The sequence below is a fragment of the Nonomuraea sp. NPDC048901 genome, from assembly GCF_040649695.1.
Lineage (GTDB): Bacteria > Actinomycetota > Actinomycetes > Streptosporangiales > Streptosporangiaceae > Nonomuraea.
The window spans coordinates 110,984-131,907 of the sequence record NZ_JBEZFW010000003.1; the positions used below are offsets into that span (position 1 = coordinate 110,984).

20 protein-coding genes are annotated in these 20,924 nt (G+C 68.8%); 8 read left to right on the forward strand and 12 right to left on the reverse strand.

All coding sequences use genetic code 11. The features are described 5' to 3' along the window. Positions 1 to 105: 105 nt before the first annotated feature. The 4 genes from AB0C30_RS10240 to AB0C30_RS10255 all read right to left on the reverse strand — a co-directional run bounded on the left by AB0C30_RS10240 (position 106) and on the right by AB0C30_RS10255 (position 5,228). The gene (locus tag AB0C30_RS10240) at positions 106 to 1,203 is read right to left on the reverse strand and encodes an ABC transporter permease (RefSeq protein WP_357941723.1); all 1,098 of its coding nucleotides are present in this window, start codon (positions 1,201 to 1,203) and stop codon (positions 106 to 108) included. After that, positions 1,196 to 2,803: a sugar ABC transporter ATP-binding protein gene (locus AB0C30_RS10245; protein WP_357941725.1), complete on the reverse strand. Its 1,608-nt coding sequence runs from the start codon at positions 2,801 to 2,803 to the stop codon at positions 1,196 to 1,198. Before AB0C30_RS10245 ends, AB0C30_RS10240 begins: the two co-directional genes overlap by 8 nt. Further along, a complete protein-coding gene (locus tag AB0C30_RS10250) occupies positions 2,800 to 3,837 on the reverse strand; it encodes an ABC transporter substrate-binding protein (protein ID WP_225289951.1) in 1,038 nt (345 codons plus the stop codon). The genes AB0C30_RS10245 and AB0C30_RS10250 overlap by 4 nt, the downstream gene beginning before the upstream one ends. Positions 3,838 to 4,025: 188 nt before the next feature. Beyond that, entirely contained in the window at positions 4,026 to 5,228 is a 1,203-nt protein-coding gene (locus AB0C30_RS10255; RefSeq protein ID WP_357941727.1) for a hypothetical protein, read from the reverse strand. Positions 5,229 to 5,479: 251 nt separating this feature from the next. Between AB0C30_RS10255 and AB0C30_RS10260 the strand changes: the two genes are divergently transcribed. The 6 genes from AB0C30_RS10260 to AB0C30_RS10285 all read left to right on the forward strand — a co-directional run bounded on the left by AB0C30_RS10260 (position 5,480) and on the right by AB0C30_RS10285 (position 10,811). Continuing rightward, positions 5,480 to 6,013: a tripartite tricarboxylate transporter TctB family protein gene (locus AB0C30_RS10260; protein WP_357941729.1), complete on the forward strand. Its 534-nt coding sequence runs from the start codon at positions 5,480 to 5,482 to the stop codon at positions 6,011 to 6,013. Beyond that, on the forward strand, positions 6,013 to 7,512 hold the full coding sequence (locus AB0C30_RS10265) for a tripartite tricarboxylate transporter permease (RefSeq protein WP_357941731.1): 1,500 nt from the start codon (positions 6,013 to 6,015) through the stop codon (positions 7,510 to 7,512). Before AB0C30_RS10260 ends, AB0C30_RS10265 begins: the two co-directional genes overlap by 1 nt. 34 nt (positions 7,513 to 7,546) lie before the next feature. Then, entirely contained in the window at positions 7,547 to 8,539 is a 993-nt protein-coding gene (locus AB0C30_RS10270) for a tripartite tricarboxylate transporter substrate binding protein (protein ID WP_357941733.1), read from the forward strand. 27 nt (positions 8,540 to 8,566) lie between these two features. Then, complete coding sequence (locus tag AB0C30_RS10275; protein ID WP_357941735.1) at positions 8,567 to 9,151, forward strand: methyltransferase; 585 nt, start codon at positions 8,567 to 8,569, stop codon at positions 9,149 to 9,151. 65 nt (positions 9,152 to 9,216) lie between these two features. Beyond that, positions 9,217 to 9,978, forward strand: coding sequence for an IclR family transcriptional regulator (locus AB0C30_RS10280; protein ID WP_357941737.1), 762 nt, complete (start codon positions 9,217 to 9,219; stop codon positions 9,976 to 9,978). A gap of 44 nt (positions 9,979 to 10,022) precedes the next feature. Next, a complete protein-coding gene (locus AB0C30_RS10285; protein WP_357941739.1) occupies positions 10,023 to 10,811 on the forward strand; it encodes a DUF1932 domain-containing protein in 789 nt (262 codons plus the stop codon). 79 nt (positions 10,812 to 10,890) lie between these two features. Here the strand turns inward: AB0C30_RS10285 and AB0C30_RS10290 are convergent, their stop codons facing one another. From AB0C30_RS10290 to AB0C30_RS10305, 4 genes are all read right to left on the reverse strand, one after another. Continuing rightward, positions 10,891 to 12,027 carry an NAD(P)/FAD-dependent oxidoreductase gene (locus AB0C30_RS10290; protein ID WP_357941741.1) on the reverse strand — a complete coding sequence of 379 codons (1,137 nt, stop codon included), beginning with the start codon at positions 12,025 to 12,027 and terminating at the stop codon, positions 10,891 to 10,893. A 126-nt stretch (positions 12,028 to 12,153) separates the two neighbouring features. Further along, positions 12,154 to 13,074 (reverse strand): M23 family metallopeptidase, encoded by a 921-nt coding sequence (locus AB0C30_RS10295; protein WP_357941743.1) that lies wholly within the window; start codon positions 13,072 to 13,074, stop codon positions 12,154 to 12,156. A gap of 148 nt (positions 13,075 to 13,222) precedes the next feature. After that, complete coding sequence (locus AB0C30_RS10300; protein ID WP_357941745.1) at positions 13,223 to 13,750, reverse strand: hypothetical protein; 528 nt, start codon at positions 13,748 to 13,750, stop codon at positions 13,223 to 13,225. A 117-nt stretch (positions 13,751 to 13,867) separates the two neighbouring features. Next, on the reverse strand, positions 13,868 to 14,593 hold the full coding sequence (locus tag AB0C30_RS10305) for a helix-turn-helix transcriptional regulator (protein ID WP_357941747.1): 726 nt from the start codon (positions 14,591 to 14,593) through the stop codon (positions 13,868 to 13,870). Between the two features lie 231 nt (positions 14,594 to 14,824). Between AB0C30_RS10305 and AB0C30_RS10310 the strand changes: the two genes are divergently transcribed. Together AB0C30_RS10310 and AB0C30_RS10315 are read left to right on the forward strand one after the other, a co-directional pair. Continuing rightward, positions 14,825 to 15,832 (forward strand): hypothetical protein, encoded by a 1,008-nt coding sequence (locus AB0C30_RS10310; protein WP_357941749.1) that lies wholly within the window; start codon positions 14,825 to 14,827, stop codon positions 15,830 to 15,832. A 157-nt stretch (positions 15,833 to 15,989) separates the two neighbouring features. Beyond that, positions 15,990 to 16,652 carry a hypothetical protein gene (locus AB0C30_RS10315; protein WP_357941751.1) on the forward strand — a complete coding sequence of 221 codons (663 nt, stop codon included), beginning with the start codon at positions 15,990 to 15,992 and terminating at the stop codon, positions 16,650 to 16,652. A 133-nt stretch (positions 16,653 to 16,785) separates the two neighbouring features. Here AB0C30_RS10315 and AB0C30_RS10320 read toward each other — a convergent pair whose 3' ends face one another. The 4 genes from AB0C30_RS10320 to AB0C30_RS10335 form a co-directional block, all read right to left on the reverse strand. Continuing rightward, the gene (locus tag AB0C30_RS10320) at positions 16,786 to 17,790 is read right to left on the reverse strand and encodes an NAD(P)-dependent alcohol dehydrogenase (protein WP_357941753.1); all 1,005 of its coding nucleotides are present in this window, start codon (positions 17,788 to 17,790) and stop codon (positions 16,786 to 16,788) included. Beyond that, positions 17,787 to 18,020 (reverse strand): helix-turn-helix transcriptional regulator, encoded by a 234-nt coding sequence (locus AB0C30_RS10325; protein WP_357941755.1) that lies wholly within the window; start codon positions 18,018 to 18,020, stop codon positions 17,787 to 17,789. The genes AB0C30_RS10320 and AB0C30_RS10325 overlap by 4 nt, the downstream gene beginning before the upstream one ends. Beyond that, on the reverse strand, positions 18,014 to 18,439 hold the full coding sequence (locus tag AB0C30_RS10330) for a hypothetical protein (RefSeq protein WP_357941757.1): 426 nt from the start codon (positions 18,437 to 18,439) through the stop codon (positions 18,014 to 18,016). Before AB0C30_RS10330 ends, AB0C30_RS10325 begins: the two co-directional genes overlap by 7 nt. 166 nt (positions 18,440 to 18,605) lie before the next feature. After that, positions 18,606 to 20,894, reverse strand: a complete 2,289-nt coding sequence (locus AB0C30_RS10335; RefSeq protein ID WP_357941758.1) for a glycoside hydrolase family 95-like protein — start codon at positions 20,892 to 20,894, stop codon at positions 18,606 to 18,608. Between the last annotated feature and the right edge of the window lie 30 nt (positions 20,895 to 20,924).

Here is a 20,924-nt window from a genome sequence, read left to right on the forward strand (position 1 = left end):
TCAGGGCAGGAGGACCCAGAGGTCGTACCCCTCTGGTGGGTAATAGCAGGCCCAGTCCTTCATGGCGGAGGTCCGAAGATCCTCAAGGCGGCCCTCTGGGCAGTGTCAGCCGCCGGCGGCCGATCGCCTGGTGTTCAGCTGGTCGAACCCCACCGCGACGAGGATGAGCACGCCGATGGCGATCTGGAGGTAGAAGGCGTTGATCGCCAGGAGGTTGCCGCCGTTGTTGAGTACGCCCATGATCAGTGCGCCGGTGGCGGCGCCGATCGCGCTGCCCTTCGCGCCGAAGAGGCTGGCGCCGCCGATGACGCAGGCGGCGATCGCGTTGAGCTCGAAGCCGGTTCCTGCGGTGGGGATGCCCGCTCCCAGACGGGAGGCGAGCAGCACCCCGCCGAGGCCGGCGAGCAGGCCCGAGATCATGTAGACGGAGATCGTCACCAGGCGGACGGGGACGCCCGCGAGGCGGGCCGACTCGGGGTTGGAGCCGACGGCGTAGATGTAGCGGCCGAAGACCGTCCGCGCGAGGACGAACCACATCACGGCGGTGACCACGGCGGCGATGATGAGCAGGTTGGGGATCCCCAGGATCGTGCCGTTGGCGATGGTCTGGAACGCGTCCGGCACACCCTGAATGGTCTGGGCGTCCGTGGTGACCAGGACCAGGCCGCGGGCGATGCCGAGCATGCCCAGCGTCGCGATGAACGGCGGTAGCAGGGCCTTGGTCACCAGCAGGCCGTTGACGATCCCGAGCACTGTGCCGATTCCCACGCCGAGCAGGATCGACGGCAGGATCGGCACACCGGCGACCAGGAACTGTGCGGTGGAGGCGCCGGACAGGCCGAGGATGGAGCCGACCGACAGGTCGATCCCGGCGGTCAGGATGACCAGGAGCTGCCCGATCGCGATGATCCCGAAGATGGCGACCTGACGGGCGAGGTTGGCCAGGTTGTTGCCGGTGAGGAACTCGTCGCTGGCGAGCGTGAGTGCGCCGATCGCCACGAGCAGGACGACGAGCCCGCCGCTCTCTCGTCCGGCGATGTCGCCCAGCGTGACGACCCGCCGCTTCGGCTCGGCCGTCGGCTCGGGCGCCTGCCTGGGCTGCGGCACCGTCTCCAGCGCCGCCGTGTCGTCGGCCGCGCCGCCGGGCGGCCTGTTGGTGATCGTCGTGGTCTCGATCGGCTCGCGCCAGACCAGCTTAGGCATCTCGGCTCATCCCTCCTGGGTCATCTCCGCCGCTCTGGAGCTCGCTCTTCGGAAGCTCGCCGCTCTGGAGCGCGCCGTCCGGGAGCGCGCCGTCCGGGAGGTCAGTGCCTCCGGCGCCGCTGGCCAGGCGGAGTACGTCCTCCTCAGTGGCGGTTCCGGGAAGCTCGCCCGCGACCGCACCGTCCCGCAGCACGAGGATGCGATCGGCGAGCCCCAGCAACTCCGGCAGGTACGACGAGACCACGATGATCCCCAGCCCGTCGCCCGCCAGGTCACCGATGACGTTGTAGAGCTCGCCCTTGGCCCCCACGTCGATGCCCTTCGTGGGCTCGTCGAACATCAGTACCTTCGGCTTGGTGAGCAGCCACCGGGCGAGCAGCACCTTCTGCTGGTTGCCGCCGGACAGCGTCGAGACCGGCTGGTCGTACGAACCGGCGCGCAGCCGCAGGCTGTCGAGCAGCCGGTCCGCCTCCTCGGTCTGTTCGCGGCCGGGCAGGAGGCCCCGGCGAGAGCCGCTGCGCAAGCTCGCGATGGTGACGTTCTCCCGGATCGACAGCTCCGGCAGCAGCCCCAGCACCTTGCGGTCCTCGGTAAGAAGTCCTACCCCGGCGGTCATCATCGTGCGCGGCCCGGACGGTTTCACCGACTTGCCCCTGACCTCCACCTCACCGGCCACGATGGGAGCGGCGCCGAAGATGGACAGCAGCAACCCGCTCCGCCCCGCCCCCAGCAGCCCGCCGATGCCGAGGATCTCGCCCTCCCCGACGTGCAGGTCGATGCTCGGCGAGCGGTCGAACCGGCGCAGGCCCCGGACCCGCAGCGCGGGCGTTCCCGCGTGCCGGTGGGTCTCCGGATAGAGCGAGCTGATCTCCCGGCCGACCATCGCGGTGATCAGCCGGTCCTCGTCGTACCCGCTGATCGGCCCGGCCTCGGACAGGCCCCCGTCCCGCAGGACGGTCACCCAGTCGCCGATCTCGAACATCTCCTCCAGCCGGTGCGTCACGTACAGCATCGCTATGCCGCGCTCGCGCAGCCGCAGGATGTGCTGGAGGAGGCGCTCCGACTCCGCCTCTGTGAGCGCCGTGGTCGGCTCGTCGAAGACGATCACCTTGACGGAGTCCGCGGTCAGCACCTTGGCGATCTCCACGAGCTGGCGGGTGGCCGCCGGAAGGCGTTCCACGATCGCGTGCGGGCTGAGCTCCGTCAGGCCGACCTCGTCGAGGGCCTTCCTGGCGCGGGTCTCCAGCTGGTTCCTGGCGATGATCCCGGTCCGTGCCGGAAGGCGGCCCATGAACAGGTTCTCCGCGACCGACAGGTGGGGGAGCAGGCTGAGCTCCTGGTAGACGGCCTGCACGCCGGCCGCGCGTACCGATGCCGGGGTCGGCGCGGTGACCGGGTGGCCGTCGATCTCGTAGCTGCCGCTGTCGCGGCGCAGCGCACCCGTCAGCACCCGGATCAGGGTCGACTTCCCCGCGCCGTTCTCCCCGGCCAGGCAGTTCACCTGGCCGGGGACCAGGCGGAGCGAGACGTCGCTGAGCGCCTGGACGGGGCCGAACGCCTTGGAGACGCCGTGCAGCTCGACGACCGGCGCGGTCATCATTCCGCCTTCATCGTCGGCGGGTTGAGCAGCTGCTTCACATCCGGCGCCGTCATGTTGCCCTTGTCGGCCACGACCGCCCCGGGGTCGATGTCACGCGGCGGGATGCGCTTGACCGTGGCCATCCCGGCCGCCAGGACACCCTGGTATCCGAAGAAGTACGGGTTCTGCACCACCAGCGCGTCGATCGTGCCGGCGACGAGCGCGGCGTTCTCCTGCGGGTCGGAGTCGAACGCCACGACGGGGACGGTCGCGGCGGCGTGGTTGTCCTGGATCGCCCGAGCCGCGCCGACACCCGAGGTGTTGTTGTCGGCGAAGACCCCCGCCAGGTTCGGATTGGCGGTCAGCGCGTCGTTGACCTGCGACGCCGCGGTGTTGATGTCGTTGTTGTTGAAGCGCTGCAGCCCCACCTTGACCTGCGGGCAGTTGTTCGCGATGCCCTGCTTGAAGCCGGCGTCCCGAGCGACGAGTGACTGGATGCCGGCCACCGAGGACTCGATCATGACAGTGCCGCTCGTCTTGTTCTGCGCCTTGAGCAGCTCGCACATGCGCTTGCCCGCCTGGGTCCCGGCCTTGACGTTGTCGGTGCCGATGAACCCCTCTGAGGCGGTGGTCACGCGGCTGTCCACGGTGATGACCTTGAGACCCGCCTTGCGCGCCCGGTCGATCGCCGAGTTCAGGGCGCTGGAGGAGTTGGGCGCGATGACCAGCCCGTCGACGCCCCGGGAGATGGCGTTCTCGACCAGTTGTACCTGCTGGTCGATGTTCGTCTCGGAAGTCGGGCCGAACGTGCTCACGTTGAGCCCGAAATCCCCGCCCGACTGCTTCGCCCCGGCGATCATCGTCTGCCAGAACGAGGAGTCGCTCGCCTTGATGATCACATCGATTTTCTTGCCGCTCGCCAGCCCGCCCGCGCCGCCGCCCGCGGCGTGTCCGGCCGTACTTGTCGCCCGGCCTCCCACCACCCCGAGTACCAGCGCCACCAGCGCGATCGCCGCGACCAGCGAGAGCGAGAAAACGATTCGAGAACTAGCCATGACGACCCCCTGAAAGGTGTCTCAGGCGGCAGTCGCTCTCGGTCGTAGCGCCCCCGAGAACACCCTTCCAGCAAAGCCTGGGAATTCACTGGTTCGAAACTAGTAAAGAGAAAAGAACTCATTACTCGCATCCGCCAACCACCGCGCCGCTGAGCGCCACAGCGGCGGCGGTTGAGCGACTACAGCGGTTACAGCAGGATGCGGCGGTGCCGCGCGTACTGGCGAGGGCGCTGGACCCTGGCGAGCTCGCGGAGGGCGCGCGACGCGCCGCTCCGCCTGGCCAGGGCGAGCGCCTGACGGGCCAGCTCGGCCGAGCGCTCCTTGTCATGGGCGTCGGCGTACGCGTGGGCCATGCGGGCCAGGGCGTAGGCGACGGCGTACGTCGGCTGCGCCTTCGGCGGTCCCAGCTCCAGGATCTCGATCGCGCCACCGGCCTGACCGAGGTCGATGAGGCACCCGGCGCACAGCGCGTTGTGCGCCTCGGCCGAGCAGTCGAACCGGTAGGGCGGGTCCTCGTCCGGTTCCTCCAGCGACTGCGCCGACTCCTCCAGGCGGCGATGGCACATGTCCACGTCCCCGGCGAGGGCGTGGCCCTGCGCTTCGTGATGCCGGCACAAAGCGTCCATCCGTGGCGGCAGTTCGGCGCGTTCGCGGGCCGCGATGGCCAGGTCCACGAGCCGGCTGGGATCGCCGGTGGTGTCGGAAAGACCGCCCCGCTGGGCGAGCGTGTACGCCTCCAGCAGCGCGTCCGCCGTTCCACGGGCATCGCTGATGGCCTCGTCCGACCAGGTCAGCGCCCCGTCGGGGTCGCCGGCCTCGTGGTGCATGCGGCTGATCAGCTCGGCGTTCTCCGCGGCGAGCGCCAGGAAGGCGCGCCTGACCGGCGTACTGGCGTCGCGGTGGAACTCCTCGATCCCGGCGAAGACCGGCCGCAGCGCGTTGATCAGGTCGGCGGGGCGGAGGTCGGTCCGGGAGTAGGCGTCGAGGAGGGTCCTGAAGTAACGGACCGTCCCGTCATCGGCGCGCTGGGGCGCCTCGATCGCCCGGCCGGTACGCTCCTCCTCTTCGGCGCTGAACATCCCCGACTGCAACGGGATGTTCGTGACGTAGTGCCACCGGGTGGTGCCGGCCGCGTCCCCGACGAACAGGTCCGCCTCGTCCACGCCGAACGCCCGGCAGAGCAACTCCGCGTGCGACTCGTCGAGCCGCCGCTCTCCGGTCTCCCACAGCCGGATCATCGAGCTGAGCGCCTCCGGTTCGGGGAGCTGATCACGCGTCGTCTCGTCCGCCGCGTCGGCCAGCCGTCTCCCGAGCTCGTCGCGGCTCCACAGCCGTCCACGGCGCAGGACCCTCAGGCGGGCGGCCCAGATCGGAACATCGATGTCAGCCATTGGCGTTCCTTCAGCGTCCGAGTGATTTGTCTCTATTGTCCGTTTCCCTGGGCTGTCTCGTTAACCCTGAATCGGTAGATCAGCCGGTTGACCTGGGCGGATGGCCGCCCCTGCGAGTGATGTCACATAGCGGTCCAAAGCCGGAAACCTCCGCGCAACCCTTGACATGCCAACCCGCCACCCAGCACGCTTGTCGGGAAATGAAAAGACTTTTCACACAGTGAAAAGCATTGGAAGGCGGCCACACCCCCATGAGCCACGAACCCGCGCTCGCCCAGCACCCTCCCGACCATCCGGCACCAGCGGCGCCGTCCGCTGACGCCCGGCTGAGAACCGGGGCGCAGGCCGCCCTCGTGGCCCTCTCGGTCTATGTCGCGATCGAGTCCCTGAGCCTGGGTCTGTGGTCCTCGTTCGGCCCTGGGGCGGGGTTCTTCCCGTTCGTGCTGGGTGTGGCGCTCGGGGCGCTGAGCGTCGCGTGGTTCTTCCAGTCGATCCGCGAGGGGCGCGCCGACGCCGCGCCGGGCGACCGGACCGACGTCCGGCACGCCGTCACCGTGCTGGTCAGCCTCGTGGTCCTGGCGGCGGTCATGGACCTGCTCGGCTACCAGATCAGCATGTTCCTGTTCCTCATGTTCCACCTCAAATGGCGGGCGGGACGAAGCTGGGCGCTGTCGCTGGTGCTCGCCCTGGTGGGCAGCGCGGGCGTCTTCTACGGCTTCGAGCACGGCCTGATGGTGCAGCTGCCGCCGTCGGCGATCCCGTTCCTCGCCGGATGGGGTCTGTGATGGATGTCCTGTCCGACCTGCTCGGCGGTCTGTCGACGGCGCTGTCGCCGCAGAACCTCCTGTACGCGTTCATCGGCTGCACACTCGGCACCCTGATCGGGGTACTGCCCGGCATCGGCCCCGTCGCCGGGGTGGCGCTGCTCATCCCGCTCACCCTCAACCTGGACCCGACCAGCGCCATCATCATGCTGGCCGCCATCTTCTACGGCACCCAGTACGGCGGCACGATCACCAGCGTCCTGCTCAACACACCGGGCGAGGCTGCCTCCGCGATCACCACGATCGACGGCTACGCCATGACCAGGCAGGGCCGCGCGGGAGTCGCGCTCACCATCGCCGCGCTCGGCTCGTTCGTGGGCGGCACCGTCGCCACGGCGGGGCTCGTCGTCGCGGCCAAGCCGCTCGGCGACCTGGGCCTGCGGATCGGGCCGCCGGAGTTCTTCGCCCTCATGGTGCTCGGCATCTCGCTGCTGGTCGCGCTCGCGGGCCGCTCCATGACCAAGGCGCTCATCTCCGGCGTGCTCGGCCTGCTGATCTCCATGGTCGGCATCGACCCCGTGGGCGGGGCGCCCAGGTTCACCTTCGGCAGCGATCGGCTGCTCGACGGCATCAACTTCGTCGCCGTCATCATCGGGCTCTTCGGACTGTCGGAGATCCTCGGCGCGGCCAAGGGCGGCACCGCGCAGGCGGTGGCGCCAGGGCTGCGGGCGCTCCTGCCCGGCCGCACGGACCTGCGGCGCAGCGTGCCCGCGATTGCCAGGGGTACCGGCATCGGGTTCGCGCTCGGGCTGATCCCGGGGATGACCGGCTCGGTCTCCTCGCTGCTCGCCTACGGCGCGGAGCGGAAGTTCGGCAGGCACCGCGCCGAGCTGGGGTCGGGCGCGGTGGAGGGCGTCGCGGGCCCGGAGACGGCGAACAACGCCCACGCGAACGGCGCGCTCGTGCCGCTGTTCACGCTCGGCATCCCGGCCTCGCCGACGATCGCCGTGCTCATGGGTGCCTTCCTGCAACAAGGGCTGACGCCGGGTCCCACGTTGTTCGCCGAGCACGCGGACGTCGCCTGGGGGATCATCGCCAGCCTGTTCGTCGGCAACGTCATCCTGCTGGTGCTGAACGTGCCGCTGGTCGGGGTGTGGACGTCCATTCTGCGCATTCCGTATCCGGTGCTGACCGCGATGATCCTCACCTTCATGGTGGTGGGCGCCTACACGATCAACTTCACCGTCTTCGACGTCTTCGTGATGGTCGCCTTCGGGCTGCTCGGCCTCGCGCTGCGCCGCCTGGACATCCCTCTCGCGCCCCTGGTGCTGACCCTCGTGCTCGGGCCCCTCATGGAACGTTCCCTGCGCGAGTCGCTGGAGCTGTCCCAGGGCGACTTCACCGTCTTCCTCACCCGTCCGATCAGCGTCGTGCTGCTGGTGGTCGCGCTCGTCATCGCGGCGAGCCCGCTGCTGCGGCTGCGCAAGCCCGCCGCGCTGGCCGAAGATCCCGAAGCCTGACCAGAACGTCACCCCCCAAGAAAGAGGAGCCATCGTGAGACTCAAGATCGCAGTCATGGCCGTGGCCGTGACGACAGCGCTCGCCGCGTGCGGTGCCCAGCAGGCCGGCGGGGCCCCGGGCGCCTGGCCGCGCAAGGGGAAGCCGATCACGCTGATCGTCTCCTTCGCGCCCGGCGCGGCCGTCGACGCGGCGGCCCGCGTGGTCGCGCCCATGCTGGAGAAGGAGCTGGGTACGAACGTCGAGGTGCTCAACCGGCCGGGCGCCGGCGGCCAGATCGGCTACACCGCGCTCAGCAAGGCCAAGGCGGACGGCTACACCATCGGCGCCACCGGCTCGCCGTCCATCGTCGTCTCGCCCCTCGACCCGAGCCGGGGCGCCACCTACACACGGCAGAGCTTCCAGCCGCTCGGCATGCAGGTCCTCGACCCGATGCTCGTCGGGGTCGACCCCAGCAGTCCGTACAAGACCCTGAAGGACCTGATCGAGGCGGTCAAGGCCAAGCCGAAGAGCATCACCGTCACCACCACGGGCGTGCAGACCGGCGAGCACTTCGCGCTGGCCGACATCCAGCAGAAGACGGGGGCGCAGTTCGCGCCCGTGCACTTCTCGGAGGGCGCCGCGTCGGCCATCGCCGCCTTCCTCGGCAAGCACGTCGGCGCGTACGTCGGCAACGTCAGCGACGTCAAGCCCCTCGTCGCCCAGGGCAAGATCAAGGTGCTCGGGGTCATGTCGGGGCAGCGCAGTCCGTTCCTGCCGGATGTGCCCACCTTCGCCGAGCAGGGGTACCAGATCGAGCAGGCGACCGCCCGCGGCTACGCGGCTCCGACAGGGGTGCCCGCCGAGGTGCGTACCAAGATCGAGGCGGCGTTGAAGAAGGCCATCGAGGATCCGGCGGTCGTCGCCAAGATGAAGGATCTCGGCCTGGGCACCGTCTACAAGTCCGGTCAGGAGTACGCCACGTACTGGACCGAGCAGGAAACCACCATCAAGCAGACCCTTCCCCTCGTCCGTAATGACAAAGGCTGATTTGAAAAAGGCTGAGAGGCAACGAACATGACTGAACCCTCCGTGCTGAACAGGCTCGCCGCTCTGCCCACCGCCAACATCGGCGATGCGATGGACCGCCTCGGCATCCTCGACTCCCGGATCCGCCCGGTCTGGCCCGGCGCCCGCGTGGCCGGGCGCGCCTTCACCATATGGACCCGGTCGGGCGACAACGCGCTCATCCACCAGGCGCTCGAGGTCGTCGGGGCGGGCGACGTCATCGTGGTCAACGGCGGTGGCGACGAGTCCAGGGCGCTGATCGGCGAGCTGATCGGCCAGCGCGCCAAGAACAGCGGCGTGGCCGGATTCGTTATCGACGGAGCCGTCAGGGACGCCGAAGGGCTTGGCGAGATGGGCATGCCGGTCTTCGCGCGAGCGGTGACGCCCGCGGGGCCGTACAAGAACGGACCTGGTCATCTCGGCCGCACGATCGCGGTCGGCGGCGTCGCCGTCGCACCGGGAGACCTGATCCTCGGGGACGCCGACGGTGTGGTGGTGGTTCCGCTCGCCGAGGCCGAGCGGGTCGCGCAGGCGGCGGAGGCGGTCTTCAGCCTCGAGGAGGGCAAACGGGCTGCCATCCTTGGATCCGAGTGACAGCGAATCCGAGTGACAGCGAATCCGCGTGACAACCGTTCTCCTAGGGCGAGGGAGTTCCACCGATGGCCGCTGGGCAGCCACAGCCGTCCATGCGCTCGGTCGAGCGCGCGTTCGACGTGATCGAGGTGCTGGAGCAGAGCGACAAGCCGATGCGGCTATCGGACGTCGCGCGGCGGGCCGGTCTGTCCCCGGCCACCACCCTGCGCCTGCTCGGGGTGCTCCAGCGCCGCGGGTTCGTGGTCGCCGAGCAGCAGGCCTACCACCTCGGCCCGGCCACGCTCGCGGCCGCCCACAGCTTCCTCGTCACCGACAGCCTGAGCCGCGCCGCCACCCCGGTGCTGCAGGAACTGGCCGCCACCACCGGCCTTACCGCGACCCTGCACATCAGATCGGGCCTGGAGCGCATCGTCATCGCCCGGGTCGACGGCGCCGATCCGCTGCGTTACCAGCTCCCCATCGGCCAGCGGCTCCCGCTGCATCTCGGCGCGGGCAAGGTGCTCGCGGCGGCCATGCCCGAGGAAGAGCTCGAGGCCCTGATGTCAGCGGTACGCGACCTGAGCACCGCGGGCGGCAAGTCCGTGAGCGAGGCGGACCTGCGTGCCGAACTGGCGCTGATCAGGGAGCGCGGCTACCACGTCTCCGCCGACGAGCGCGTGGTGGGCTCCTCGGGCGTGAGCGCGCCCGTGCCGCGCCCGGACGGCCAGGTCATGGCCACGGTGGGCATCTCCGGCCCCGCCGAACGCCACCCCGAGAGCGAAATGCTGAGCATCGTGCCCGAACTGCTCCGCGCCGCCGCCGCGCTCGGCCGCGCGCGTGACCTTTGACGATCTCCTTTCGTTAACCTCTCCACTTCTTTGAGCAAGGATTGATGAAAATGCGTTGTGCCGTCATCGGCCTGGGAGAGGCGGGCGGCGTCTTCGCCGCCGCACTCGCCGCGTCCGGGCACGAGGTGCTCGGGTACGACCCCGCCAACACCCCCACGCCTGAAGGTGTCACCAGGACCGCGACGCTGCGGGAGTGCGTCGAGGGAGCCGCGTACGTCCTGGTTCTGACCGCTGCGTCCGCCGCCCCCGCCGTCGCGGCGGAATGTGCGCCCCTTCTTGCCGAAGGCGCCTGCTACGCCGACTTCACCTCCGCGCCCCCCTTGGTCATGGAGCGGCTCGGCGGGACCATCGACGGCTTCGCGGACGTGGCCATTCTCGGCCCCGTGCCGCTGCATGGGCACAAGGTGCCGCTCCTCGTCAGCGGGCCGGGCGCGGCGGCGGTCTCCCGGCTCGTGAGCCCGCTCGGTACCCCTGTGGAAGTGCTCGACGCGCCGCCCGGCGCGGCGATGGCCCGCAAGCTCCTGCGCAGTGTGTTCATGAAGGGGCTGGCCTTGGTGGTCTGCGAAGCCGTCACAGCGGGAGAGGCGGCGGGTGACAAGGACTGGATCCGGGCCGAGGTCGCCAGGCAGCTCGCCGGTGACGGGCAGGCGGTCATCGACCGGTTCCTGACCGGCACGCGTACGCATGCCGTACGGCGGGCACAGGAAATGCACGACACCGGGGCGTACCTGGACGATCTCGGGGTGCCGACCGAGATGACCCGCGCCGCCGAACGGGGTCTGCGCCGCATCGCGACCCAAGCCGACCCTCTCCTGGCCGAGGCCCGTCCCTGACGGTTCGCTTCCCAGGCGGTCATGTCGTGGCATGGTCGCCTGGGAAGCAGCCGTATTTCAGGGCCGAACCCCTCTGGCGTCAGATCCGGTCGCTGAGGGTGCGCAGCAGTGCGCCGAACCCGCGAGTGGCGAGACGCGGCGGGGCGGCTCCGTTCATGCGCAGGAGGTATTCGCCTTGCAGCAGCGTCCTCGGGCCGGACACCGCGAGGCTGCGCGTGGCGATCGTGGAGGCCAGGGCCGCCTGCCGCCTCCGCCTGGCCGAGTACACCTCTACGACGGAGGCCGGGTCGGGCACGGCGCCCAGGCAGTCCACCAGCGTCGCCACGTCCTCTAACGCCTGGTTCGTGCCCTGCGCCATGACGGGCGGCATCCCGTGCGCCGCGTCCCCGAGCAGCACGCACCGCCCGCCACCCCAACGGCGCGGCACCCTGTGCCGGGTGTGCGGGAACACCTCGGCGTCGCCCTCACCCAGCGACGCCAGCACCCGCTCGACCGGCGAGCCCCACCCCCCGAACCGCCGGCGCAACATCTCCAGCGGCTTGTCCTCCGGCGGCGCGCCCGGCGACCACGGCACGTCGAAGAACCACTGCATGAGCCCGTCACCCGCCCCCATGTACCCGAAGTCACCCCGCCGGCCGACCATCATCGTCGTGGCCGACCCGGGATCGAACGGGGCCGGCGTCAGGCCCTGCCAGGTCGCCACACCGGTCTGGGCCGCCGGGCCGTCGCCCAGGACGAGGGTACGCACCCGCGAGCGCACCCCGTCGGCTCCGACCAGGACGTCACCGGCGTACTCCTGACCTGTCTGAGTCCGCACCTGTACGCCGCCGCCGTCGGCCCGCAGCTCCGCGACCCGTGCGCCGAACCGTACGGTCCCCTGCGGCAGGCCGCTCTCCAGGAGGGTGATCAGCGACCCGCGCGGGATCACCCGCGCCACCGACCCGAACCGTTCGGCCAGCGCCGCCAGGTCGAACTCCAGCACCCGGCGCCCGCGTGCGGTCCGCAGGCATAACGTCGTCAGCGGTTGTCCGGTCCCTTCCAGATCGACGCCCAGGTCCCCGAGGATGGCCGTGCCGTTGTGCCACAGCGTGATGGCCCCGCCCTGGACGCGCGGCTCCGGTGCCTGCTCCAGCACGACCACCTCGTGGCCCGCGCCGATCAATCCCCGTGCCGCCGCGAGCCCGCTGATCCCCGCTCCTGCCACAAGCACCCGCACCGGCGGCCTCCACTTCAACTCTACGAGAAGTAGTACTACCCCTTATAGAGCATCTGGCCACCGTCCACAAGGTCGCATGGAACAGGGCCTCCACCGCGCCGTGGAGGCCCTGTCAACGCTTGATGGTCAGCTGCAGTGTTCGAAGATGCTGTCGTAGGTGGAGGAGCCTGCCTTGCCGCCCCACCTCACGCACTTGTCCGCCGCCGCGGCGCGTACCGGCCCCGCGTAGTACGCGAAGTTGCCTGAGTCGGTGACCCTGCTACTTCCCTGCACTTCCAGGTAGGCGCTCGTCGCCGTGGCGGTGCCGAGGGAGGTTCGCTTCAGGGTGGTGACGCAGTTGTTGCCGTTGCCGCTGTTGTAGAGCAGGTAGACCGTGCCGGAGGTGCCGAGCGCCGCCGAGTCGATCACGTCGTAGCCGGCGCCGCAGACCTCCTGCGGGGTGTACGGGTTGGTGGTGTTGCCGCAGTTCTTGGAGGTCACCGTCTGGTTGGGGTAGCCGAAGGTCGTGCCGTTGAAGACGGCCTTCTGGATGTTGGAGGGGTAGTCGGTGCCCAGCCGTACCTCGTAGTGGAGGTGGGGGGAGATGTTGTTACCTGGCTTGCTGGTGTTGCCGACCGTGCCGATCTTCTGTCCCTGGGAGACGGTGGCTCCCTCGCTGACCGAGCGAGTGTTCAGGTGCGCGTAATAGGTCGCCCAGCCGCCGCCATGGTCGATCTTGACGAGGTTGCCGTAGCCGTTGGTCGAGCCCTGGTGGGCGGAGATGACCACCGTGCCCGCGGCCGCGGCCACCACGGGGTCGCCCAGGTCGGCGTCGGCCGTGCTGCCCCTGTTGAAGTCGATCTCCCACGACAGGTGGGCGCTGCTTCCGTTGGAGTTGCCGGTCCACGCCTGCCCGCAGGGGAAGGGCAGCTGGAAGTTGGTGGCCATGATGCTCGCGTCCGCCGTCACCTGGTTGGGCGGGTCGCCACCGCTCTCCTCGCCTGGGTCGGCGGCGGCGACACTCAGGAACAGGGCTAAGCCCGCGATCGCGATTGCTCGGAGTTTCAACTGGACCCCTTCCGCACCGTGTATGTCTTGCTAGGGCCCAGGGTGGGAAAAATCCGTACAGAAAACATACAGAAACTGCATGGTTCCGCTCCGTGTCCGTACGTGGCCCTCCGTACGCCCGGCAAGGACCGGCGATCCGGCCCGTGAGCTAAGCCGTCCGAGCCGCCACCGTCCGCCACCCGAAGGTGATGGAGCCGACCAGAAGCACCAGGCCGGACAGCACGCCACTGATGAGCGGCACCCAGGCCACGGCCGCCGTGGACGCCAGAACGAGACCGGCGACGCCCAGCAGGGTGAGCACCACACCGGGCACGGCAATGCTCCAGTCCTTCCATATGGGCGCCAACGCGATGAAGTGCACACCGACCACGAACGCCACCCAGGCCACATTGGTCTCAACAGGGCGTTCCCAGGCGGCCAGCACCCGGAGGCCACCGAAGAGCAGAATCGCCTCGGCGGCGACGATGATCAGGTAGCCGCGGCTGAACATGTTCCGCTGCGGGCCCGCGGCGGACCGCTCCTTGCGGGCGGTGACGAACCACAGGGCCAGGACACTCGCGGCCGCCAGGCACGCGGCCACCCGCAAGAGGTTCACGGTCACGGTGTTGAGCGGGCTCTGCGCGTTGACGACGACGAAGACGGCGCCGAAGACCGCGCCAACCAGCAATCCAGTCATTCGCTGCATGATCTTATCGAACTCCATATCGGGTGGGGGCCGCAGTGGGGCTGGGCCGAGGACGAGGTAGGTCTGGCACTACCGCGCCGCGCGGCGGCAGAGAGGCGGGACTGGGCACTACCTGACTGCGCCGCGCAGGTAAGCCAGCACGGCCAGCACCCGCCGGTTGTCGTCATCGGAAGCAGGTAGCTCCAGCTTGGCGAACACGCCGGCCACGTGCTTGCCCACGGCCGCCTCCGTGATGGACAGGGTGCGGGCGACGGCCTTGTTGGAGCGCCCTTCGGCGATCAGCGCCAGCACCTCGCGCTCGCGCGGGGTCAGCTGGTGAGCAGCCTCAGTGACCTCCCTGGCCCTGGACCAGGTCTGCTCGAACAGATCGATGAGGGTGGCGATCAGACTCTGCTGCCGGATCACCAGCGCGCCCGGCGAGTAGGCGACGGGGGTGATGCGGACGAACGCTATGGTCCGGTCGAAGATGAGCAACTGCTGGATCGGCTCGTCGACGACCCGGTGCAGGTCACCGGCCGCGTGCAACTCCCTGAGCCGGGCCGCTTTGCGGGGGTCGTCCAGCACGCTCGCGTGGATGATCGTGCGCATCGTCATGCCGTCCCGCAGGGCGTCGAGCACGTCGACCCGGCTCCTCTGCTCCTCGCGGCCCTTCTCCGACGAGCCCACCGGATGCATGGCGCGCAGCTCCCCGGCCGAGGCGGCGGCCTGCGCGATCTGCTGCCGTACGAGCTCGCGGTCCTCCAGCCGTTCGACGTCGACGGGGATGCCGCGCAGCTCGCCCACCACCTCTTCCAGCCGATGGGCCAGCTGAGCCAACGACACGCTCTCGTCCACACGCCTCCTTCGCCTACCGCGCCGTCCGGACGCGAACCCCCTGGCAGTTGCCGACCATTCTCGCAGCGCCTGCATGAGCTGCGCCGCGGCGCGGGTGGTCGAGCCGCGGGTGGAGCTGGTAATGCGAGTGGAGCCGGTAATGCGAATAGTCCTTTATGACTGACCGATGGCGCCTGAGGGTAGAAGTTCTCCAGAGAGGTTTGCTCCGATTTATTTCCCAAGGTGGTAGCCATGCGGCGATGGCTTGCTCGGATAAAGGACCAGGCCGACGCCGTAATCGCACTCATTCTGGCTGTTGTGTTCAGTGTTCTCGGTGTGCTGGAAGCGGTCCCGGGTGACGTGATCAACAATACGATCCTGGTGACTCTGGCGGTGCTGGCCTTCTCTCTCCTGCGGGATCGCTGGCGGAAGCAGGAGACCGGTGAGACGGCGCTGCGCAGGTTTTCGGAGCTCATTGGTGATCTGGATGATTCGCTGTACGAGCTTCGAGAGGTGAGGCAGCTGGGTGGTGAGATGGCGCCCGTGTACGGGCTGCTTCGCGGCCTGGCCGAAGTCGAGGTTTTAGCGGGCCCGGCGATCAGCCGGGCATTCTCCGAGGCTCGTCGATCCTGCGACTTCTGGGAGTTCAAGGGAGGCACGGGCACATACCTTCGGGCCAAGACGTTGCCAGAGCTCGCCCGGCTGTCGCGACTGCGGAACCGGCCCATACGTATTCGCGTTGACATCCTGGATCCGGCCGATTTCGAGCTGTGCGACGCCTATGCCAGATATCAGCAGCAGATAGCGCACGAACTATGGCCGCAGGACAACGGCGAAGGAGTCGGGAAGCGTATTCAGCTCAATTGTTTCGCGACTGTTCTTTCCGCTTTCCGGTATAATCAGCGATCTCCGTTGGATATCGAGCTCTCCCTCTCCTCGGTATGGTCCAATCAGCGCTTCGACCGCTACAACGACCATCTGCTCATAACCGTGCGGGACAAAGGTTGGCCCGCCTACCGGATCCGTAGCAATGCGAAGCTCTACGCGGACTATTCGACCCACCTGTCGGTCAGCTTCCGGCAAGCTCGGGCGGTGCGCCTGAGCGGCCTCGGTGACAGCGTATTAGCCGAAATACCGTCCACCGCGGAGATCAGACAGCTTTTCGACCAGCTCCATCTTCCATTGCACTCCTATACGGATCACGACATCGCACACATCCGCCAGCAGGCGCTGACCCCCACCAACCCCTACGGCGACTGACCTCGTTCCGTGGCTCCGGAGGCCGGAGGCCGCCTCGTCAAGGCTCCGCGTGTTCGGGGCGTCTGGCATGCCCGCATGTCCTAGGGTAAGCCTCTAGCGATCTTCGGATGCGCAGCTCGCACCAGCATGTAACACCTCAGGGAGAGCCGTGTCCCCGATGGGCGACCGACCCGATCTTGCGGAGATCGGCGACCTGCTTCGCAAGCAGGACCCTCGCCTTCTCGAAGAGCCGTGCGCCAGACTGCTCGACGCCGTCGCCCGCGATCGCCATCCCGTGGAGCCGTTGCTGCACCCTCTCGGGTTCGTCTACGCCCCGCTCGCCCGCTGGCCACACGCCACTCTGCGCCTGCATCTGTGGCCGCCGGTGGCACGGCGTCGGCACCTGACGGCCGACGAGGTGTCTCCCATGCACGATCACACATGGGACCTCGTCAGCTATATCGCCCACGGCGCCCTGGAAAACGTCGAGGTAAGTGTCGTTGAGGTGGACGAGCCGTCCGATGCTGATTTCCGGGTGTTCACGATCTACGGCGAGGGCGTGGTCGACCGCGTGGTGCCCACCAAAACCCTGGTGAGGATCGAGGCCGAGCGGAAGACGCGCCATTTCGCGAGGAGCGTCTATACGATGCCCGCAGATGTAGTGCACCGGAGCGAGGCTTCCGGTGATCCGACGGTCACCCTCGTCCTGGCGCTGCGGACGGAACGCCAAACCGAACGCGCTCTGGGGGCCCTGGACTTGCCTGCCTACACCACTCGGCGACAGGCGTTTCCAAGAGACGAGTTCACGAAAGCAGTCCGGGACATTTTTCTTGAAAATTAGCTTTGCCGCCAAACGCGGCGAATGACCCACAAGCGTCCGGTGGGCGAAACGGGAGAGCGACGGCCCCTGACCAGCGGGGCCGTCGCTCTCCTCTTGCCATCAGGCTCTGATGAGCGGCGGGCGGGAGTGGAGGTCATGGAGCGTCAGCCGACGGACCTGTTCCGACGGTGATGACGACTTTCCCGGCGGGATGGCCCTCGGCGAGGTAGCGGATGGCGTCGGGTGCGTCGGCGAGGGGGTAGGTGCGGTCGATGACCGGGGTGACCGCGCCCGATTCGATCAGCTCTGCCAGCTCCTCCAGCTCTTGGGCGCGTTCCTTGGAGGTCAGGCCACGGAGCCGCTGGCTGGTGAACATCGAGACGAAGGGCGCGCGCATCTGGCGGGTGTAGCCACCGAGCAGCCCGCCGGCGTCATGTCCGCCGCCGGCCAGCACCAGGGTCCCGCGCGGGGTCAGGGCGCGCCGCAGCAGCGCCAGTGGGCGGCAGCCAGCGAGGTCGATGATCACGTCGTAGCTCGGCCCGTCGCGGTCGACCTCCTCCCGGGTGTAGTCGATCACCTCGTCGGCGCCGAGTGACCGCACCAGATCGGCCTTGCCGGTGCCGCACACGGCGGTGACCTTCGCGCCGGACGCCTTGGCGAGCTGCACCGCGAACGATCCGATGCCGCCGGCCGCGCCGATGACCATCACTCTCTGCCCGGCGTGTACCTGCCCGCCGTCGCGGACGCACTCCAGCGCGGTCACCGCCGAGATGGGCACCGCGGCGGCCTGCTCGAACGACAGCCTGGGGGGTTTGGGCGCGAGCCGCTTGGCGGGGGCGGCCGCGTATTCGGCGAACGTGCCGCTGCGCGGGCTGGTGCCGTACACCTCGTCACCGGGTTTGAACCGCTGAACGCCGGAGCCGACCGCCACGACCACCCCGGCCAGGGCCCGGCCGCGTACGGACACCCTGGGCCTGGTCAGGCCGAACCAGGCACGCGCCCCGTACGGCCGGCCGGTCATGCAGACCCACACGCCCGGGTCCACCCCGGCGGCGTGTACCTGGACCAGCACCTCGTCGTCGCCGATCGACGGCCGGTCCATCTCGCGTAACCGGAGGACATCGGCCGAGCCGTACACGTCCTGAGCGATCGCTTTCATGGTGTCTCCTCCTGGGAGTCGGGGTATTGGAACACCTCGTCGAGCGGGACCTTGAACACATGGGCTATCTGGAAGGCCATCTCCAGGGACGGCGAGTAGCGGCCCTGCTCGATGGCGATGACGGTCTGGCGGGTCACGGAGATGCGGTCGGCCAGCTCGGCCTGCGTCATCTCGTCGTGCTCGAAGCGCAGGGCACGGATGCGGTTGGTCACACGGGTCGGTTTCACCATTGAGGCAGGCTCCTGCGGTAGACGATGACCTTGGCGACATTGCCGAGGACCGACGACAGGGCGAAGCACACGTAGATCACGTTGGCGATCCAGAAGCGGTCCCAGTCGGCGATCGCCATGAGCATCGCCGCGACCGCGCCGATCACCACGAACGCCTGGCCGACGTGGTCGCCCAGCCGCCCGATCTCCCGGTCCCTCTCGTCCTTGACCAGGGACGCCGGCCTGGCCGCGGCGACCACGATCTCGAGCGCGATCGTGCCGAGGATGGCCGCTGCCACGCTCCACAGCAGCGCCGCGCCATAGGGCACTTCGGCCAGCGGGCGCTCGCCGGTCCGGCCTAAGACCACGAACGCGTACCCGCCGTACGCGGCGACGGAGACGATCAGCCGGATCCACGCCCGTCTCTCTTCGAGTGTCATGACAGCTCCCTGATGTACAGAATCTTTGACATCTCGAAAGTAGCAAATCTTTGACTTCATGTCTAGAAAGTTTTACATCGCTCTCCGGTCCAAGCCCGGGCCGAACACACGCAAGACCGCCGACGGACTCACCGGAGTCCGTCGACGGTCTTCGATCTGGCAGCCGCTAGGGCAGTCCCCACGCGGGCGCACTGTCATCGCCCGGGACATCGCGCGGCCGAGAAGGGTGCTGACCTGGCCGGCTGATGACGGCCGTCCTGCCTCTGCGCAGCGGGATCTCGAGCGTGTCCGTACCGCGGTGGGGGAGCGGTCTGCCGTGCTCGTCGCGGACCTCGACCGGGCCCTCGATGCCGTGCCGGAGCCGCAGCGGCTCGCCCGCCTCGCTGTGCACCCTGATCCAGTCCGTACGCCCCTGGCTCCGCGAGGCGTCCACCAGGAACGCGCCCTGCGTACGCAGCCGCTCGACCGACACGTCGGCCCAGGTGGCGGAGACCGCGGGGAACACCTTGACCACCCCGCCATGGCTCTGGATCAGCATGTCGAGCATCGACTGGGCGGCGGCCAGCGGGCTCTCGATGGCGAAGTTGGCGCCCTCCCTGTACATGGTGTTCGGGGTGATCGCGCAGTTGTCCACGACGTTGCCGTCGATGAAGAAGCGCAGCTGGGCCAGCGCCTCCTCCGGGTTGCCGAACAGCGTCTCCATCGAGGAGGCCGCCGCGAAGCTGTAGCCGTGCCACCGCTCGCGCATGCCGGTCCAGTGCTCGAAGCTGCGCCGGTCGAGCGACTCCTGCAGCGGATACATCCAGAGCAGGTGCGAGTAGTGGCGGTGCGACTCGGCCAGCGGCACGTCCGCGCCGATCATCACCCCGTCCTCGTTCTGGTGGTACGGCACCAGCCGCGCGAGGATCTCCTGCCAGCGGGACTTGCGCGGGTCGTCGAGGCGTAGCCGCTCGGCGCTGTCGAGGAGGGTGCGGCAGCCCCAGCGGATGAGCGAGAGGTCGTAGGTGGCGTCGGAGGCGTTGGCGTACTCGGGTGAGCGGGTCTCGGGCAGGTGCAGCCGCCCGTCGGCGCCCTCGACCAGGAAGCGCTCGTAGTACGTGATCGCGCCGGTGAGGATCGGGTGGAGCACGTCGCGCAGCACGCCGTCGTCCATGGAGTGGCGGTAGGCGAGCCAGACGTTGTGCATGCCCCAGGTGAGGTTGCCGGTGTGGTCGTTGGGACTCACGCCGGGCACGCCGACGTATCGCGGGCCGGGCCTGAGCATGCGATCGCCCGGATGGCACAGCGCGTACGACTTCCCATCGCGATAACCCGGATTCACATTAAGCTCCAGATTTTCGCGATATTTCCGGAACGTTGTGGTCACCGCGTCCAGCTCCGGGTGGTTCGAGCCGTTGATCATCGGATAGCTGACCTGGACGTTCAGGTTCCACCAGATGTTGGTCCAGCTGTTGCCCGCCTCGGGGAACCACGGCCCCCACTCGGTCACCACGGGCGCGCCGTCCCTGGTGGCCGAGGCCATCTTGTAGAGCTGGATCCAGTAGAACCGCTGCAGCCGCTTGTCCGGGACCGACAGCAGGCTGCGCCGGTAGAACCGCTGCCACCAGAGCCGGTGGGCCACGACCTGCGCCTCCGGGTTCCCGTCGAGCACCTGGCGCACGGTCCGTACGGCCTCCTCGACCCCGGTCGAGTCCGGGTATCCATAGGCGATCGTGGCCGCGAACACCCGCCCGGTGCCGTGCCGGACCTCGCGCCAAGCCGTCGTGTACCCGCCTCCGGCGTGCATGGGCTGCTCGACGTGCCCCTCGGCGACCACCGGTTCGGGATTGCCGGTGTACTCGGGCGGGAGCCGGATCGTCCTGGTCGTATGGGAGGGCAGGGGCGTGAAGCCCCACGCCGCCGCCTCCTCTCCCGGGGTCGGCGTCATGGACACCAGCAGCACGCCGCGCTGGTTGAGCACGAGCGCGCTGAACCGGACGCCGCCCTGGGTGGTCGTCACGGTCCCGGTGAGCTCGGCGCGTTCGAGGTCCAGCCGCCAGTCCACCGCGGTGACGGTCCCGGCGAAGGTCAGCGTCAGATAGCCGATGGGCAGCCGCGAGTAGCCGATCGCCGCCTCCCACTGCCCTCGCTGGTCCTGCACGAGGGAGTGGCTGAGCATGAACCGCAGGACGTTCCCCTCACCGCCCTTGTTGTAGACGTGCACGCCGAGAAACCCGTTGCCCAGGAACGGCCCGTTCTGCCAGCCGCTGGGCAGCCGCTTCCAGATCATGGCGGCGTCACGCAGGACGTCCCCGTACGCGTCCGTCTTCTCCGGTACGGCCTGCGCCCACGCGGTGGGGGAGGTGGCGACCACGGCAGCGGCTCCGCCTAAGGCAAGACCTCCGAGGAATGTTCGTCGCGAGGATGGATTTTCCGACATAGTGCCTCCACTGGGGGGACTGATGAGGCAATTCATCTGATGAATGAGAAGATCTATCCCGATGAC